The following is a 16,498-nucleotide window of genomic DNA, read 5'->3' on the forward strand; positions in this document are numbered from 1 at the left end:
GGCGGCATGGCGCGGATCGTGGTCATCGGCGCCGGCGTGGGCGGGCTGGCCGCCGCCGCCCGGCTGGCGGTCACCGGGCACGAGGTCACCGTCCTCGAACGCGCCGACACGGTCGGCGGCAAGCTGGGCCGGCACCGGCACGACACCGCCGAGGGGTCGTGGCACTTCGACACCGGGCCGAGCCTGGTCACCCTGCCGCAGGTGTTCCACGACCTGTTCGAGGCGACCGGCGCGAAGCTCGACGAATACCTGGACCTGGTGCCGCTGGACCCGATCGTCCGGCACGTCTTCCCCGGCGGCGGCCCCGCCCTGAACTCCTGCGCCGACCCGGCCGAGTTCACCGCCCGCGTCGGCGCGGCGTTCGGCGACCGGGCCGCCGCCGACTGGCAGCGGCTGTGGCGGCGGGCCGGCCGGGTGTGGGCGGCCTCGCACCGGGACGTGCTGCGCCGCACCGTCGACTCCCCGCGTGACCTGGCCGCGCTGGCGTGGCGGCTGGGCGACCTCGCCGCCATCGGCCCCGGCCGCAGCCTGCGCGGGCTGGGCCGCCGGCACCTGTCCGACCCGCGGCTGCGGATGCTGCTCGACCGCTACGCCACCTACACGGGCGCCGACCCGCGCCGGGCGCCGGCCGCGCTGGTCGCCGTCCCCTACGCCGAACTGGCCTACGGCGGCTGGTACCTGCGCGGCGGGCTGGGCACCCTGGCCGACGCGCTGCTGTCGCGCTGCCTGGACCTCGGCGTGGTGGTGCGCACCGGCGCCACGGTGACCCGCATCGACGCGGCCGGCGGCCGGGTGCACGGCGTACGCGTCGCCGGGGCGGCGGCCCCGGTCCCCGCCGACGTGGTGGTGGCCAACGTCGACGCGCTGACCGTCTACCGGGACCTGCTGCCCACCCCGCGCCGGCTGGCCGCGCTCACCGACCGCAGCCTGGCCGGCTTCGTGCTGCTGCTGGGCGTCCGCGGCGACTCCGGGCTGGCCCACCACACCGTCTTCTTCCCCCGCGACCACGACGCCGAGTTCGACGCGGTCTTCGGCGACCCGGGGCGGGGCGTCCGGGCCCGGCCCGCGCCCGACCCGACCGTCTTCGTCACGGTGGCCGACGACCCGGCGGTCCGCCCGGCCGGGCACGAGGCGTGGTTCGTGCTGGTCAACGCGGCCCGCCACGGCACCGCCGCGGGCGCGGTCGACTGGCGGCGGCCGGGCCTGGCCGAGGCGTACGCCGACCGGATCCTCGACGTGCTCGCGGAGCGGGGCGTGGACGTGCGCGACCGGCTGGTGTTCCGGGAGATCCGCACCCCGGCCGACCTGGACGCGGCGACGGGCGCGCCGGGCGGGGCCATCTACGGCACCGCGGGCGGGCTGCTCCGCCCGGCCAACCGGGGCCCGGCGGCCGGGCTCTGGCTGGTCGGCGGCTCCAGCCACCCCGGCGGCGGCCTCCCCATGGTGACGCTGTCGGCGGAGATCGTCGCCGACGCCATCGGCCCGGCCTGGTAGGGCACGGCCGGCCGGCGGTCAGTCGGCGTCGATCAAGGCACGGCGGACGGCGGAGAGCAGCTGGCCGAGGCCGAAACCGGCCAGCAGCACCCAGACCGTGGTGGCCATGGTGATGGTGCCGGCGGTCAGGTCGGCGTCGATCAGCCCGGTGAGCCCGGCGACCACCAGCCCGACCAGGGCCACGCACACCCGGGTGGGCCGCTCCCCCACGGTCACCGCCCCGATCTCCCGCATCCCGGCCGAGACCGCCCGGGCCCGCACGTACTCGTGCAGCCAGGACAGGCCCCCGGCCGCGGCGACCAGCGCGCCGGGGGCGCCGAGCAGCCAGAACGCGACCAGCCAGGCGGCCTCGCCGAGCCGGTCGGCCACCGAGTCGTAGACGTAGCCGAGCCGGGTGGTGCGGTTGGTGGCCACCGCCACCGCGCCGTCGACGCTGTCGGCCACCGCCGCCAGCAGCACGAACAACGCGCCCAGGAACGGCCCGTCGCCGGCCCGCCCCACCAGCAGGGGTACGCAGAGGCAGAGCAGCACGCCGACCACGGTCACCGGGGTCGGGCCGATGCGCAGCCGGCCCAGGATGTAGCCCACGTGGTAGGCGAAGCGCAGCCAGGCGCGGACCACCGGCGCGGCCACCCGGGGGTCGAAGCCGCCGTGCAGCCGCGCCCACGCGGTCGCGTACTGGTCCCAGTTCAGCTGTGTGCCCACCACGGATCAACCGTAGAAGGACGGGGCGGGTGTCGTGGGCGGGGTGGTCACACCCGCGCGTCGGCGCGCAGGCGCTGCCAGACCTCGCGGGTGGCCGTGGACCGGTTGAGGGTGATGAAGTGGATCCCCGGCACCCCCTCGTCCAGCAGCTTCGCGCACATCTCGCTCGCCTGCTCGATGCCGAGGCGGCGGACCGCCTCCGGGTCGTCGGCCACGGCCGCGAACCGCTCCGCGAGGGCCGGCGGGAAGGGCGCGCCGGAGAGCTGCACGGACCGCTCGATGGTGCCGAGCTGGGTCACCGGCATCACCCCGGCCAGGATCGGGGTGTCGCAGCCGGCGGCGGCCACCCGGTCACGCAGCCGCAGGTAGTCGTCGGCGTCGAAGAACATCTGGGTGATCGCGAACTCGGCCCCCGCCCGGCACTTGCGGACGAAGTGCGCGGTGTCGCTGGCCACGTCGGGCGAGCGCGGGTGCTTGTAGGGGAACGCGGCCACGCCGACGCTGAAGTCCCCGGCGTCCCGCACCAGCCGGACCAGTTCCTCGGCGTACCGCACGCCGTCCGGGTGCTTGATCCACTCGCCGCCCGGGTTGCCCGGCGGGTCGCCGCGGACGGCCAGCACGTTGCGCACGCCCACCGAGGCCAGCCGGCCGATGACGTGCCGCAGCTCGGCGACCGAGTGGTCGACCGCGGTGAGGTGCGCCATCGGGAGCAGGGTCGTCTCGGTGGCGATCCGCTCGGTCACCGCGACCGTGGTGTCGCGGGTCGAGCCGCCCGCGCCGTAGGTGATCGAGACGAACGAGGGGCGCAGCGACTCCAGCTCACGGATGGCCTGCCAGAGCAGGCGCTCACCCTGCGGTGTCTTGGGCGGGAAGAACTCGAAGGAGAAGGTGGGCCGGGCGTCGCGGATCAGCTCCCCGATGGCCGGCTGGGGGTTGGGGAGGACCGAGGGAAGACCGAGCGCCACGGACCGACTGTAACCGGCGGATCCGGGCCGACCCAGGATCTTCCCAGCCCGCGAGCACGAGCACGGCGGAGCGTCGTATCCCGGGGGTAGGAAGAGGGCAGCGCGGTGGTGCCGGCCGGTGGCCGGTCCCGGGGGGGGGGCCGCGCGGGGGTCGCCACGATCGGCGACGCGCCGGCGGAGCACCGCCGGGCGTCCGCGCCGCCGCCCGCCGTCGCCTCGGGAGGACCGATGACCCCGTCCCCGCCACCCGGGCCGCGCCCGTTCGGGCCGCTCCTGGCCGAGCTGCGGGCCGCCCGCGGCTGGAGCCAGCAGCGGGTCGCCGCCGAGCTGTGCGCCGCCGCCGGCGTGCCGACCCTGACCCGGCACGAGGTGTCCCGGTGGGAGCGGCAGCGCCGGCTCCCCGGCGACTTCTGGTGCGGCTGGCTGGCGGTGGTCCTCGGGGTGCCGGGCGAGCTGCTCGCCGGGGCCGCCGCGCACAGCCGCCGCCTCGGGCTGGCGCCGGCCGCCGTCGACCCGGCCGGCTCCCGCGCCCGGCCGGCCCCGCTCACGGCCACGAGCCGGCCGCCCGGCCCGGTGCCGGACCGCCCGCGGCGGCCCGCACCCACCTCCCCGTCACCCCGGCGGGCGGCCCCCGGGGCGCGCCGGCGGGCCGGCCCCGGCCGACGCCGCGCGCGGCACGTCGGGACGGGGGGAGGGCGCGACCGGCGGGGACCGGCTAGCGTCGTGCGCGTGACCCACGCTGCTCCCGTGTCCCCCGTCGACCGCGCCGGCCTGCGCCAGCGGATCGACAAGGCCCTCACCGAGTTCCTCGCCGGCCAGCGCGGCTGGCTGACCACCCTCGACGACGGCCTCGTGCCGGTGGCCGAGGCCATCGAGGCGTTCGTGCTGGGCGGCGGGAAGCGACTGCGCCCGGCCTTCGGCTACTGGGGCTACCGGGGCGCCGGCGGGGTCGACTCCGACCAGGTGGTCGCCGCCCTCGCCGCGCTGGAGTTCGTGCAGGCCAGCGCGCTGATCCACGACGACCTGATGGACCGCTCGGACACCCGCCGCGGCGAGCCGGCGGTGCACCGGCGCTTCGCCGCCCGGCACCGCGCGGCCGGCTGGAGCGGCGACCCGGACGGGTTCGGCGACGCGGCGGCCATCCTGCTGGGCGATCTGTGCCTGGTCTGGTCCGACGAGCTGCTGCACTCCGCCGGCCTGGACCCGCGCACGGTGGCCCGGGCCCGGCCGGTCTTCGACGAGATGCGCACCGAGGTGACCGTCGGGCAGTACCTGGACGTGCTGACCCAGGCCACCGGCGACACCTCGCTGGAACGGGCCGGCAAGGTGGCCCGTTACAAGTCGGCCAAATACACCGTCGAGCGGCCGCTGCTGCTCGGCGCCGCGCTGGCCGACGCGCCGGCCGAGGTGCACGCGGCCTACTCGGCGTACGGGCTGCCGCTGGGCGAGGCGTTCCAGCTCCGCGACGACGTGCTGGGGGTCTTCGGGGACCCGGAGCGCACCGGCAAGCCGGCCGGCGACGACCTGCGCGAGGGCAAGCGGACCTACCTGGTGGCCGCGGCCCTCGAGGCGCTCGACGGCGCCGGCCGGGACCTGCTGCTCGGCGGGCTCGGCGACCCCGGGCTGGACGCCGCCGGGGTGGCCCGCCTGCGCGAGCTGATCACGGCGAGCGGCGCGCTGGAGCGCACCGAGCGGCGCATCACGGCCCTCACGGAGAGCGCCCTGGCCGCCCTCACGACGGTCGACCTGGACACCGAGGCCCGCCAGTCCCTGGTCGACCTGGCCATCGCCGCCACCCGCCGCACCGACTGACCCCGCCCCCGCGGCCGACCCGGTCGATCATGAGGTTGACGGCGAAGTCGATCTCGGATGGTGCCGCCAACCTCATGATCGACGAGGCGGGCGGCCGCGGGGGGCGGGGTCAGAAACCGAGGGCCTGGGCGCGGCGCTTGACCTCGCGGGCCTGGTCGCCGGCGAGGGCGGCGGCCGGGGTGGTGCCGGGGAGGGTGGGGTCGGGCTCGTAGAGCCAGCGCAGCGCCTCTTCGTCGTCGTACCCGGCGTCGGCAAGCAGGTTGAGCACGCCGGGCAGGTGCTTGAGCACGGTGCGGTTGGCCACCAGGTCGGCCGGGATCCGGCGGACGCCGTCGCGGCGCACCGCGAGCAGCTCCCGGTCGCGGATCATCTGGTGCACCTTGCTGATCGACAGGTCGAGGCGCTCGGCCACGTCCGGCAGGGTCAGCCAGCCGGCCGGGTCGGTCGGTCCGGGCAGGTCTGCCCCGGCGGCGGTCTCGGCGGGTACGGAATCGGTCACCCGACCACCCTGCCACGTGCCCGCCCGGGCCGGTCGGCGGCACCCCGCACCCCCGCCCGACACGTGCGCGGTGCCGGGTTGTGGGACGCCGGCTGTAGCATCCTGTTCAACCTTCACCCTCCCGACACATAGACTGCCTGCCGATGGACACACAGGTCGCCGACACGTTGCTGGGCTCGCTGATCGACGGGCGCTACCGCATTCGCGGTCGCGTGGCCCGTGGCGGCATGGCGACCGTGTACACCGCCACCGACGAGCGCCTGGAGCGCACCGTGGCGGTCAAGATCATTCACCCGACCCAGGCGCCCGAGGCCCGGGCCCGGATGGCCGGCTTCGTCGCACGCTTCACCGACGAGGCCAAGACCATCGCCCGGCTCACCCACCCGAACGTGGTGGCGGTCTACGACCAGGGCAGCCACGCCGGCCTCCCCTACCTCGTGATGGAGTACGTGCGCGGCCGCACCCTGCGCGACGTGCTCGCCGAGCGGCGCCGGCTCAACCCCGACGAGGCGCTGGCCATCGCCGAGCAGATGCTCGCCGCGATCGCCGCCGCGCACCGGGCCGGACTCGTGCACCGCGACGTCAAGCCGGAGAACGTGCTGGTCGCCGAGCCGCCCGCGGGCGGCACCACGAGCCTCGTCGACAGCGTGGTCAAGGTGGCCGACTTCGGTCTGGCCCGCGCGGTCGAGGCGAGCGCCGAGGAGGAGAACGGCAACCAGCTCATGGCCACCGTGGCCTACGTGGCGCCCGAGCTGGTCACCCAGGGTCACGCGGACCCGCGCACCGACGTCTACTCCGCCGGCATCGTGCTGTTCGAGATGCTCACCGGCCGGGTGCCGTACGACGGCGACCGCCCGGTGGAGGTCGCCTGGCAGCACGTCGACCGCGACGTGCCGGCCCCGTCGACCCTCGTGCCGTCGCTGCCCCCGGTGCTCGACGCGCTGGTCGCCCGGGCCACCCGGCGCGACCCGGCCGCCCGCCCGGCCAACGCCGGCGCGCTGCTGACCGAGGTGCAGGCCGCGCGCGACGAGCTGGCCAACCCCCACTCCCACACCGCGGTGCTGCGGCAGGTCGGCGACGAGACGGCCGTGATCGCGCAGCCCACCATGGTGGTGGCGGCGGTCCGCCCGGCCGAGCGCCCCGCCTGGGCCCGGCTGCCCGAGGGCGGTGGCCAGCGCACGCACCGCCGCCGCGCCGTGGAGGACGAGGGCCTGGGCGCCCGGCTGGCCGGGCTGCGTACCCGGATCATGGGCTCACCCCGCGGCCGGCTGGCGGTCGCCGCGGCGGCCGTGGTGCTCGGCCTGGTGGCCGCGGTGGGCGGCTGGTGGTTCGGGGTGGGCCGCTACACGGTCGCCCCGCAGCTGGTGAGCCTCACCAAGGCCGAGGCGGAGGCGCAGGCCACCCGGGGCGGCTTCACGCTGCGCTACGCCGAGCCCCGCTACGACGAGAAGATCCCCAAGGACACGGTGCTGGGCCAGGCCCCGGTCTCGGCCACCCGGATCGTCAAGGGCGGCACGATCACGCTGACCCTGTCGCTCGGTCCGGAGCGGCTGCCGGTGCCGGACGTGGTGGGCAAGGACTTCGAGCTGGCCCAGGCCGAGCTGACCGGCGCCAAGCTGGTGCCGGTGAAGGGCAGCTCCCGCTACGACGACGCGCTGCCGGCCGGGGTGGTGCTGGCCACCGACCCGAAGGTGGGCACGGTGGTCAAACCGGGCGCCAAGGTGACGGTGATCCTGAGCAAGGGCCGCGCCCCGGTGACCGTGCCGAACCTGGTGGGCAAGAACCTCGGCGAGGCCCGCAACACCCTCGCCCAGCTCGGGCTGACGCCGGTCGAGACGTACAAGGACTCCGACAAGCCGAAGGACGAGATTCTCGGCCAGAGCCCAGCCGACGGCACCGGCGTGGAGAAGGGCGCCCAGGTCAAGCTCGACGTCAGCAAGGGCCCCGCCCAGGTGCCCGTCCCCCGCGTGGTCGACCTGCCCTGCCAGCAGGCCAAGCAGGTGCTGGAGAGCCAGGGCTTCCCGGTCAACATCCAGCTCAACCCGAACGGGGTGGCCCGCTTCCAGAACCCGGGCGAGAACACCCCGGTGCCGCCGGGCACCCCGGTCACGGTGACCTGCCTGTGAGCGGGCAGCCCGGGCGACGGCGGGTCGGGTCGCACACCCCCACCTCCGGGGGCCTGGCCAAGGCGGCGCTGCCCTACGCCGACGCGGCCGCCTCCGAGGCGGTGCAGGTCTACGTCTCCAACTCGCGGGGCTGGGCGCTGCCGGCGGGCGACCCGAAGCAGGACGTGCTGTTCCGGGACGGCTGCGGCGAGCGCGGCCTGCCGGTCTTCATCCACGCCTCGCTGCTGGTCAACCTCGGCTCCCCCACCCCGGCCACGGTCGAGCGGTCGACGGAGACGCTGGCGCACGCGCTGCGCCGGGGCCGGGCCATCGGCGCCGAGGCCGTGGTGTTCCACGCCGGCAGCGCGGTCGACGCGGGCCACGCCGAGGCGGCCATGCGGCAGGTCCGCGCGGCACTGCTCCCGCTGCTGGACGAGAGCGCGGCCACCGGCGGGCCGATGCTGCTGGTCGAGCCGAGCGCCGGGGGCGGCCGGTCGCTGGCCTCCCGGGTCGAGCACCTGGGCCCCTACCTCGACGCGGTGGACCGCCACCCGATGCTGGGCGTCTGCTTCGACACCTGCCACGCGTGGGCGGCCGGGCACGACCTGGCCGCCGAGGGCGGGATGACCGCCACGCTGGACGCGCTGGTCGCCGCGGTGGGCGCGGACCGGCTGAAGCTGGTGCACGCGAACGACTCGAAGGACCTGTGCGGCTCCACCCGGGACCGGCACGAGAACATCGGCAAGGGCACCATCGGCGAACCCGCGTTCGCCGAGCTGATGCGCCACCCCGCGACGGCCGGCGTCCCCGTGCTGGTGGAGACCCCGACGGAGAAGCACGAAGGCCACGCCGCCGACATCGCCAACCTGAAACGCCTCCACCCCTGACCCCCCTGCGGGGGCCCGGGGTTGATCAAGAAGCGGTCAGGCGCGGAGGAGGGTGGTCAGGGTTTCGGCGGACCGGTCGATCTGGTCGTTCGACACGTCCATGTGGGTGACCAGGCGGGCGGTACGCGGGCCGAGCACCGAGATCAGCAGGCCCCGCTCCCGGGCGGCCGCCGCCAGGGCGGGCGCGTCGAGCGCGTGCTTGGTCAGGTCGAGCGGGACGATGTTGGTCCGCACCGCGGTCGCCAGCACCCCGTAGGGCGCGACCGCCTCGGCCAGCCGGGCCGCCTTCGCGTGGTCCTCGGCGAGCCGCTCGACGTGGTTCGCGAGCGCGTACCGGCCGGCGGCGGCCAGGATGCCGACCTGCCGCATGCCGCCACCCATCCGCTTGCGGACGAACCGCGCCCGCGCGATCTTCTCGGCGCTGCCGACCACCAGCGAGCCGACCGGGGCGCCGAGGCCCTTGGAGAGGCAGACCGAGAGGGTGTCGAACAGCGCGCCGTACTCGGCCGGCGGCACCCCGTCGGCGACGTGCGCGTGCCAGATCCGGGCGCCGTCGCAGTGCAGGGCGAGCCCGTGGTCGTCGGCGACCCGGCGCAGCTCCCGCAGGGTCGCGAGCGGGATCACGCCGCCGCCGCCGCGGTTGTGGGTCTGCTCGACGGCGATGGCCCGGGTCGGCACCGCGAAGTAGCCGTCCGGCCGGACCATCCCGGCCACCACCTCGGGGTCGACGTCCGCGCCCACCGCCGGCCAGGTCCGCGAGGAGATCCCCCCGTACGCGGCCGCGGCGCCGATCTCGTACGTGACCACGTGCGCGTCGGCGTCGCAGAGCAGCTCGTCCCCGGGCGGGACGACGAGCTGGAGGGCGATCTGGTTGGCCATCGAGCCGCTCGGGGCGAACAGCGCCGCCTCGTGCCCGAAGAGCGCCGCGACCTCGGCCTCCAGCGCGGCGACGGTCGGGTCCTCCCCGTAGACGTCGTCGCCGACCTCGGCGCTCGCCATGGCCTCGCGCATCCCGGCGGTGGGCCGGGTCACGGTGTCCGAACGAAGATCAATGAACTCAGCCACGCAACATCTCCGCAACGAGGAAGGCCAGCTCCAGCGACTGCTGGGTGTTCAGTCGCGGGTCGCAGGCGGTTTCGTACCGGTCGGGCAGGTCGAGGTCCTCGATGCCCTGGGCGCCGCCGAGGCACTCGGTGACGTCCTCGCCGGTCAGCTCGACGTGCAGGCCGCCCGGGTGGGTCTCCAGGCCGCGGTGCACCTCGAAGTAGCCGAGCACCTCGTCGACGATCCGGTCGAAGTGCCGGGTCTTGTAGCCGTTCGAGGACTCGTGGGTGTTGCCGTGCATCGGGTCGCACTGCCAGACGACCTTGGCGCCGGCGGCGGTGACCTTGGCGACGATCGGGGGCAGGGCGTCCCGGACCCGGTGGTTGCCCATCCGGCTGATCAGGGTGAGCCGGCCGGGGACGTTGTCCGGGTTGAGCTTCTCGCAGAGCTCGATGGCCTCGTCGGGGGTGGTGGTCGGGCCGAGCTTGACCCCGATTGGGTTGGCGATCCGGGAGATGAAGTCGAGGTGCGCCCCGTCGAGCTGCCGGGTGCGCTCGCCGACCCACAGGAAGTGCCCGGACAGCCCGTACGCGCGGTTGCCGGAGATCCGGGTGAGCGCCCGGTCGTACTCCAGGGCCAGGGCCTCGTGCGAGCAGTAGAGGGTGACGGTGCGCAGCGCCTCGTCGTCGGTCATCCCGCAGGCGCGGATGAAGGCCAGCGCGCGGTCGATCTCGCGGGCGATCGCCTCGTAGCGCTCGCCGGCCGGGGACTGCTTGACGAAGCCCTTGTTCCAGTCGTGCACCGCGTGCAGGTCGGCCAGCCCACCGGCCAGGTACGCCCGGAGCATGTTCATGGCGGCGGCCGAGTTGGCGTACGCCCGGATCATGCGCTGCGGGTCGGCGACCCGGGCCTCCGGCGTGGCCTCCAGCGAGTTGATCATGTCGCCGCGGTAGGCCGGGAGGCCGCGCGCGTCGGTCGGCAGCGACCGGGGCTTGGTGTACTGGCCGGCGACCCGGGCGACCTTGACCACCGGCAGCGACGCGCCGTAGGTCAGCACGATGGCCATCTGGAGCAGGGTGCGGGCGTTGGCCAGCAGGTGGCTCTCGGTGTTGTCGGCGAAGGTCTCCGCGCAGTCGCCGCCCTGGAGCAGGAACGCCTTGCCCTCGCAGACCAGCGCCAGCCGCTGCCGGAGCTGGTCGACCTCGTAGGGCGCGACCACGGACGGCACGGTGTCCAGCACCTTGCAGACCTCGGCGACCTGCTCCGGGTCGGGCCAGGGCGGGGTCTGCGCGCGCGGCAGCTCCCGCCAGCGGTCCAGGCCGAGGGCGGCGTCCTCGGCGGAATCGACGGTCGGGCGACTGGTCTGGAGCCCCGGGCTACCCACGGCGGGGTGACTCAGCTGGTGCCACTCATGGCGCATGGAAGAAAGCGTACGGCGACCGCCGGGGCGGCTCACCTTCGAGGGGGACGGTTCCGGTGGTTGGGAGATCAGTGCCACATCCGGGGAGCGCCGCAGGTCGGGGGCCGGTCCGGGGTCAGGGGGTGACCGCCGGCGACGGGCTGTTGCCGCCCGGCGCCTCGCCCGCGATGCACCAGTCGGCGCCGGTGCGGGTGACCGTGAACAGCAGCGAGCGGGTGGCCTTGCGCGACCCGACGGCCACGGTGACCGAGGTGGTCACCTCCTCGCCCTGCGGGCCGGACCGGACGTCGGTGATGGTGGCCTGCGGGACGGTGAAGTGGTCGGCGAAGTCGCCGTTCGGCCCGGTGGCGGCCGCGTCGAAGGCGCTCTGCATGGGCGCGCAGAGCTGGCTGCGGCCGGCGTCGACGTCCTTGGCCGCCATCGCGTCCAGGTACGCCTGGACCCGCTCGCGGCTCTTGGCCGCCGCCTCCTCGGCCGGCGCCCGCTGGGACCCGCTGGCCGGGCTGTCCGGGGCGTCGTCCCCGCCGCCGAGGCCGCAGCCGGCCAGCGTGATCGGCAGGAGCGCGAGCAGGGCCGCGCCGGCCACCGCCCTCGGGTGCGTCAGGCCCATCGGTCCCCTTCCATCGGCGCGGACATCGGGACATGCCGAGCGGCGAGTCTGTCACATCGACGTCGTCGGATGCCGGCCCGCCGGCGGCTGCCACCGGTCCCCGACGACCTGCCCATCCTCACCCGGATCGCGCCGACCGGCCAGAGCGGCACGCGGATCGGCGTCCGCCCACGGAATGGACGCCGGGCCGGCCGGCGCCGACAATGGCGTACCCCGAAGGAGGTGATTGGCCATCCTCGCCGTGGCATCGGTCGACACCGCCTGGCTGCCCCCGGCCGAGCGGTTCGACTTCTGGCAGGACGTGGTGGCCCGCGAGTCGGCGGCCGCCCGGATCAGCACCGCGCACGCCGGCGACTTCGCCGCCTCGGCCCGGGCCGTCGACCTCGGCGTGGTCCGGCTCGGCGCCTGGCGGTACCCGTCGCTGGAGCTGACCCGTACCCCCCGGCTGATCCACAGCTCGGACCCCGAGCTCTACCAGCTCGCACTGCCGCTGAACGGCCACGGCGTGGTGTCGCAGCAGCGGCAGTCGGGCCGGCTCGACCCGTCCGGTTTCGCCCTCATCGACACCGTCCGCCCGCACGGCTCCCGGCAGGTGCCGGACCGGGCCGCCGACGCGCTGGAGACGCTGACCGTGCTGGTGCCGCACCGGGCGCTGCCGCTGCCGCCGCGCCGGGCGGCGGCGCTGCTCGCCGCGAAGATCCCCGCCGACACCGGGATGGGCGCCCTGTTGGCCACCTTCCTGCGCCGGCTGGTGGCCCACCCCGAGCAGTACGACGCCTCGGACGCGCCACGGCTCGACCGGATCGCCCTGGACCTGATCGCCGGGACCCTGGCCCGGCATCTGGAGGCCGAACGGGAACTCCCGGTGGAGGTGCGGGTCACCGGCCTGCGGGCCCGGGTGGAGGCGTGGATCCGGGAGCACCTGGCCGACCCCGAGCTCACGCCGACCGCCGTCGCGGAGGCGCACCACATGTCGGTGCGCGCACTGCACCGGCTCTTCGACGACACGGGCACGAGCGTGGCCGCCCTGATCCGCACGGCCCGGCTGGACGGCTGCTTCCGGGACCTGGCCGCCCCGGGGCTGCGGCACCTCGCCGTCCACCAGGTCGCCGCCCGCTGGGGCTTCCGGGACCGGGCGCACTTCAGCCGCGCGTTCCGGGCCGCGTACGGGTTCTCGCCCCGCGAGCACCGGGCCCGCAGCATCCGTACCTGAACGGGACACCGTGCGGGGAGGGGCCGGTGCGGCCCCTCCCCGCCGGGTGGGTGGTGCGTCGGCCCTCGGCTCAGCCGAGACCGCCCTTGATGGCGCCGATGAGCTCACCGTTGCTGGTGTCTCCGGAGAGCTCCCAGAAGAACGCGCCACCGAGGCCCTGGTTCTTCGCATAGGTCATCTTTCCGCCGATGGTCGACGGGGTGTCGTAGCTCCACCAGTTGCTGCCGCACTTGGCGTAGGCGGTGCCGCCGACCGTGCCGGCGGCCGGGCAGCTGTTCTTGAGCACCTTGTAGTCCTCGATGCCCTGCTCGTAGGTGCCGGGCGCCGGGCCGGTGGCGGTGCCGCCCGGAGCGGTCTGGGTCACCCCGGTCCAGCCCCGGCCGTAGAAGCCGATGCCGAGCAGCAGCTTGTCCGACGGCACGCCCTTGGACTTGAGCTTCTGGATCGCCGCGTCGGACCAGAAGCCCTGCTGCGGGATGCCGGTGTACGAGTAGAGCGGCGAGTGCGGCGCGGTCGGCCCCTGGGCGTTGAAGGCGCCGAAGTAGTCGTACGTCATCGGCATGAGCCAGTTGAGGTACGGCGCCGCGCCGGCGTAGTCGGTCGCGTCGATCTTGCCGCCGTTGCTGCCGTCCGCGGTGATCGCCGAGGTGACCAGGAAGTTGCTGCCGAACCTGCTCCGCAGCGCGCTGACCACGTTCTTGAAGGCGTTCGGGCCGCTGCTGTCGCACTGGAGGCCGCAGGCGTTCGGGTACTCCCAGTCGACGTCGATGCCGTCGAAGACGTCCGCCCAGCGCGGGTCCTTGACCAGCGCGTAGCAGGAGTCGGCGAACGCGGCCGGGTTCTGCGCGGCCTGGGTGAAGCCGGCCGACCAGGTCCAGCCGCCGAAGGACCAGAGCACCTTCAGGTTCGGGTACATCTTCTTCAGCTTGCGCAGCTGGTTGAAGCTGCCGCGCAGCGGCTGGTCCCAGGTGTCGGCCACGCCGTCGACGCTGTCCGCCGCGGTGTAGGCCTTGTCGTAGTCGGCGTAGCTGTCACCGATGCTGCACCGGCCGCCCGTGGTGTTGCCGAAGGCGTACAGGATGTGGGTGAGCTTGGCGGCGGACCCGCTGGTGTGGATGTTCTTGACGTGGTAGTTCCGGCCGTAGACGCCCCACTCGGCGAAGTAGCCGACCACCTTCTTGCCCCCGCTCGGCGGGGTCGTGGTGGGCGGAGGCGTGGTGGGCGGGGTGGTCGTCGGCGGGGTCGTGGTGGGCGGCGTCGTGGTGGGCGGGGTGGTGGTCGGCGGGGTCGTCGTCGGAGGAGTGCCGCCGCCCGAGCAGGACCCGCCGTTGACCGTGCAGTTCAACGGCGCCTTGTACGCCCCGGTGCCGTTGTAGCCCCAGCTGAAGCTGGCACCCGCGGCGAGCGGGCCGGCCCAGCTCTTCTTGACCGCCACGTAGTGGTTGCCGCTGCTGGTGACGTCGGCGTCCCAGGAGCTGCTGATGGTGGTGCCGGCGGGCAGGTCGAACTCGATGCGCCAGGTGTCCACGCTGGCGCCGGTGCCGTTGGTGACGGTCACCCGCGCCTCGTGCCCGGTCCCCCAGTCCTGCACCTTGGTGAATGTGGCGGTGACGCTGCCCGCGGCGGAGGCGGTCGCCATCGGCACCGCCGCGACCGCGAGCGCGACCACGGCGCCGGCCCAGAGGGCCCGGCGGAGCGATCTCTTCATACGGCGTCTCCCCAAACAGTTAGGAAACTTTCCAGATTGGATGCTGAGACGCTACTCACGCGTCATCACTTCGTCAAGATGTAGATGCATCGATTCCTCGGGTCGGCCTCCGGACGGCCTCCGCGGCCCCGTAGCCTCGTCCCATGACGGTTTTCGACGTGCAGATCGACGCCCTCGCCGGTGGCCCGGCCGACCTCGGGCGCTACCGCGGCCGGGCCCTGCTGGTGGTCAACGTGGCGTCCCGCTGCGGCCTCACCCCGCAGTACGCCGGCCTCCAGGCCCTCGCCGACGAGTACGCGGACCGGGGCCTCACCGTGCTCGGCGTGCCGTGCAACCAGTTCGCCGGCCAGGAGCCCGGCAGCGCCGCCGAGATCGAGGAGTTCTGCCAGGTCAACTACGGCGTGACGTTCCCGCTGACGGAGAAGGTCGACGTGAACGGCCCGGACCGGCACCCGCTCTACGCCGAACTGGTGTCCACCCCGGACGCCGAGGGGCACACCGGCGACGTGCGGTGGAACTTCGAGAAGTTCCTCGTGGCGCCGGACGGCACGGTGGCCGCCCGCTTCGCCCCGACGGTCACCCCCGACTCCCCCGAGCTGCGCGCCGCCGTCGAGAAGGTGCTGCCGGTCGGCTGACGCTTGTAGGGAACTTTCCTTGACCGCCCATCGAGCTGTAGCTAAATTTCAATGACCTCGGACGAGGAGGTCATGATGGAGCGCAGAAAGTTCCTGGCCGGCGCGGGCGCGGTCACCGCGGGTGCGGTCGTCGCGGCGGCCCCGGGCACCCCCGGGCAGGCGGTGCCCGGGATCCGCCGGGTGGCGACCGGCCTGGACGTGCTTGTCGATTCCGGCTTCGCCGCGCTGGCCGGCCAGCGGGTGGGGGTGGTGTCCAACCCGACCGGCGTGGACTCGGCCTACCGGCACCTGGTCGACCTCATGCACGGGTCGGGCCGTGTGCAGGTCGTCGCGGCGTTCGGCCCCGAACACGGCTTCCGCGGCTCCGCCCAGGCCGGCGGCAGCGAGGGCACCGGGACGGACGCCCGCACCGGCATCACGGTCTACGACGCGTACGGCGCCAGCCAGGCCAAGTGGGAGAGCCTGTTCACGACCGCCGACGTGGACACCGTCGTCTTCGACATCCAGGACGTCGGCGCGCGGTTCTACACCTACATCTGGACGATGTACACCTCGATGGTCGCGGCGGCCCGCGTCGGCAAGCGGTACGTCGTGCTCGACCGGCCCAACCCGGTCGGCGGGCGGGCGTACGGGCCCATGATGACGCCCGCCTACACGTCCGGCGTGGGGCTGAAGGAGATCGTCCAGCAGCACGGCATGACCGTCGGCGAGCTGGCCCGGTTCTTCAACGCGGAGTTCCTGCCCGCCGACGCCGGCCGGACCGTCGAGCTGGAGGTGGTGCGGTGCCGGAACTGGAAGCGGGACCGGCTCGCCGCCGACACCGACCTGCCCTGGGTGATGCCCAGCCCGAACATGCCCACGCCCGACACCGCGCTGGTCTATCCCGGCACCTGCCTTTTCGAGGGCGTCGCGTCGATCACCGAGGGGCGGGGCACCTGCCGGCCGTTCGAGCTGATCGGCGGGCTCGCCGGCGACTTCGACCACCACTGGGGAGACCGGCTCAACGCCCGGGACCTGCCGGGCGTCGAGTTCCGCGAGGCCTACTTCTCGCCGACGGCGGCCGGGCAGAAGCCGGCCCTGCTCAACAAGCTCTGCGCCGGCGTCGAGGTCAAGGTCGTCGACCGGGCCGCCTACGACCCGATCCGCACCGCGGTGGCGATGCTCGTCGAGGCGCGGAAGTACCCGGCGTTCGCGTGGCGGTTCGACTCGTACGACACCGTCCGGCCGTACTGGGTGGACAAGCTGACCGGCTCGCCCCGGCTGCGCACGATGATCGACGCCGGAGCCGACGTGGACGACGTGGTCGGCGCCTGGGCCGACGAGCTGGCGGCCTTCGACCGGCGCCGGCGCCCGTACCTGCTCTACTGAGCCGGCGTCGGGCCCGGGGTGTCCGCGCCCCGG

14 protein-coding genes are annotated in these 16,498 nt (G+C 74.6%); 7 read left to right on the forward strand and 7 right to left on the reverse strand.

Annotation, left to right across the window (positions count from 1 at the left end; all coding sequences use genetic code 11):
- Positions 1–6 precede the first annotated feature (6 nt).
- Positions 7–1,494, forward strand: coding sequence for a phytoene desaturase family protein (locus tag GA0070214_RS23570; RefSeq protein ID WP_091268164.1), 1,488 nt, complete (start codon positions 7–9; stop codon positions 1,492–1,494).
- 18 nt (positions 1,495–1,512) lie between these two features.
- On the opposite strand, the gene GA0070214_RS23575 is transcribed toward GA0070214_RS23570, so the two are convergent.
- Together GA0070214_RS23575 and metF are read right to left on the reverse strand one after the other, a co-directional pair.
- The gene (locus tag GA0070214_RS23575) at positions 1,513–2,202 is read right to left on the reverse strand and encodes a CDP-alcohol phosphatidyltransferase family protein (protein WP_091268167.1); all 690 of its coding nucleotides are present in this window, start codon (positions 2,200–2,202) and stop codon (positions 1,513–1,515) included.
- A 44-nt stretch (positions 2,203–2,246) separates the two neighbouring features.
- The gene (gene metF / locus GA0070214_RS23580; RefSeq protein WP_091268169.1) at positions 2,247–3,164 is read right to left on the reverse strand and encodes a methylenetetrahydrofolate reductase [NAD(P)H]; all 918 of its coding nucleotides are present in this window, start codon (positions 3,162–3,164) and stop codon (positions 2,247–2,249) included.
- A 729-nt stretch (positions 3,165–3,893) separates the two neighbouring features.
- Here metF and GA0070214_RS23585 point away from each other — a divergent pair.
- Positions 3,894–4,976 (forward strand): polyprenyl synthetase family protein, encoded by a 1,083-nt coding sequence (locus GA0070214_RS23585; RefSeq protein WP_167364330.1) that lies wholly within the window; start codon positions 3,894–3,896, stop codon positions 4,974–4,976.
- Positions 4,977–5,085: 109 nt separating this feature from the next.
- On the opposite strand, the gene GA0070214_RS23590 is transcribed toward GA0070214_RS23585, so the two are convergent.
- Entirely contained in the window at positions 5,086–5,475 is a 390-nt protein-coding gene (locus GA0070214_RS23590; RefSeq protein WP_091268176.1) for an Rv2175c family DNA-binding protein, read from the reverse strand.
- A 143-nt stretch (positions 5,476–5,618) separates the two neighbouring features.
- On the opposite strand from GA0070214_RS23590, the gene pknB reads away from it, so the two are divergent.
- Complete coding sequence (pknB, locus tag GA0070214_RS23595) at positions 5,619–7,601, forward strand: Stk1 family PASTA domain-containing Ser/Thr kinase (protein WP_091268179.1); 1,983 nt, start codon at positions 5,619–5,621, stop codon at positions 7,599–7,601.
- Positions 7,598–8,467, forward strand: coding sequence for a deoxyribonuclease IV (locus GA0070214_RS23600; RefSeq protein WP_091268182.1), 870 nt, complete (start codon positions 7,598–7,600; stop codon positions 8,465–8,467). The genes pknB and GA0070214_RS23600 overlap by 4 nt, the downstream gene beginning before the upstream one ends.
- Positions 8,468–8,503: 36 nt before the next feature.
- On the opposite strand, the gene GA0070214_RS23605 is transcribed toward GA0070214_RS23600, so the two are convergent.
- From GA0070214_RS23605 to GA0070214_RS23615, 3 genes are all read right to left on the reverse strand, one after another.
- On the reverse strand, positions 8,504–9,532 hold the full coding sequence (locus GA0070214_RS23605) for a threonine aldolase family protein (protein WP_091268185.1): 1,029 nt from the start codon (positions 9,530–9,532) through the stop codon (positions 8,504–8,506).
- Positions 9,525–10,931 (reverse strand): class II 3-deoxy-7-phosphoheptulonate synthase, encoded by a 1,407-nt coding sequence (locus GA0070214_RS23610; protein WP_091268188.1) that lies wholly within the window; start codon positions 10,929–10,931, stop codon positions 9,525–9,527. Before GA0070214_RS23610 ends, GA0070214_RS23605 begins: the two co-directional genes overlap by 8 nt.
- 115 nt (positions 10,932–11,046) lie before the next feature.
- The gene (locus GA0070214_RS23615) at positions 11,047–11,541 is read right to left on the reverse strand and encodes a hypothetical protein (RefSeq protein WP_091268191.1); all 495 of its coding nucleotides are present in this window, start codon (positions 11,539–11,541) and stop codon (positions 11,047–11,049) included.
- 226 nt (positions 11,542–11,767) lie between these two features.
- Here GA0070214_RS23615 and GA0070214_RS23620 point away from each other — a divergent pair, with 226 nt between their 5' ends.
- Positions 11,768–12,754 carry an AraC-like ligand-binding domain-containing protein gene (locus tag GA0070214_RS23620; RefSeq protein ID WP_091268194.1) on the forward strand — a complete coding sequence of 329 codons (987 nt, stop codon included), beginning with the start codon at positions 11,768–11,770 and terminating at the stop codon, positions 12,752–12,754.
- Between the two features lie 70 nt (positions 12,755–12,824).
- Here the strand turns inward: GA0070214_RS23620 and GA0070214_RS23625 are convergent, their stop codons facing one another.
- Entirely contained in the window at positions 12,825–14,462 is a 1,638-nt protein-coding gene (locus tag GA0070214_RS23625) for a glycosyl hydrolase family 18 protein (protein WP_091268196.1), read from the reverse strand.
- Positions 14,463–14,605: 143 nt separating this feature from the next.
- Between GA0070214_RS23625 and GA0070214_RS23630 the strand changes: the two genes are divergently transcribed.
- Entirely contained in the window at positions 14,606–15,097 is a 492-nt protein-coding gene (locus GA0070214_RS23630) for a glutathione peroxidase (RefSeq protein ID WP_091268199.1), read from the forward strand.
- 75 nt (positions 15,098–15,172) lie between these two features.
- Positions 15,173–16,465, forward strand: coding sequence for an exo-beta-N-acetylmuramidase NamZ family protein (locus tag GA0070214_RS23635; RefSeq protein WP_167364326.1), 1,293 nt, complete (start codon positions 15,173–15,175; stop codon positions 16,463–16,465).
- The last annotated feature ends 33 nt before the right edge of the window (positions 16,466–16,498 follow it).

It is taken from the genome of Micromonospora chaiyaphumensis (genome assembly GCF_900091435.1).
GTDB lineage: Bacteria > Actinomycetota > Actinomycetes > Mycobacteriales > Micromonosporaceae > Micromonospora > Micromonospora chaiyaphumensis.

Coding starts and splice junctions, on each gene's coding strand:
- GA0070214_RS23570 (WP_091268164.1), top strand. CDS start 7: ATGGCGCGGATCGTGGTCATCGGCGCCGGCGTGGGCGGGCTGGCCGCC.
- GA0070214_RS23610 (WP_091268188.1), bottom strand. CDS start 10,931: ATGCGCCATGAGTGGCACCAGCTGAGTCACCCCGCCGTGGGTAGCCCG.
- GA0070214_RS23630 (WP_091268199.1), top strand. CDS start 14,606: ATGACGGTTTTCGACGTGCAGATCGACGCCCTCGCCGGTGGCCCGGCC.
- pknB (WP_091268179.1), top strand. CDS start 5,619: ATGGACACACAGGTCGCCGACACGTTGCTGGGCTCGCTGATCGACGGG.
- GA0070214_RS23615 (WP_091268191.1), bottom strand. CDS start 11,541: ATGGGCCTGACGCACCCGAGGGCGGTGGCCGGCGCGGCCCTGCTCGCG.
- GA0070214_RS23625 (WP_091268196.1), bottom strand. CDS start 14,462: ATGAAGAGATCGCTCCGCCGGGCCCTCTGGGCCGGCGCCGTGGTCGCG.
- GA0070214_RS23635 (WP_167364326.1), top strand. CDS start 15,173: ATGGAGCGCAGAAAGTTCCTGGCCGGCGCGGGCGCGGTCACCGCGGGT.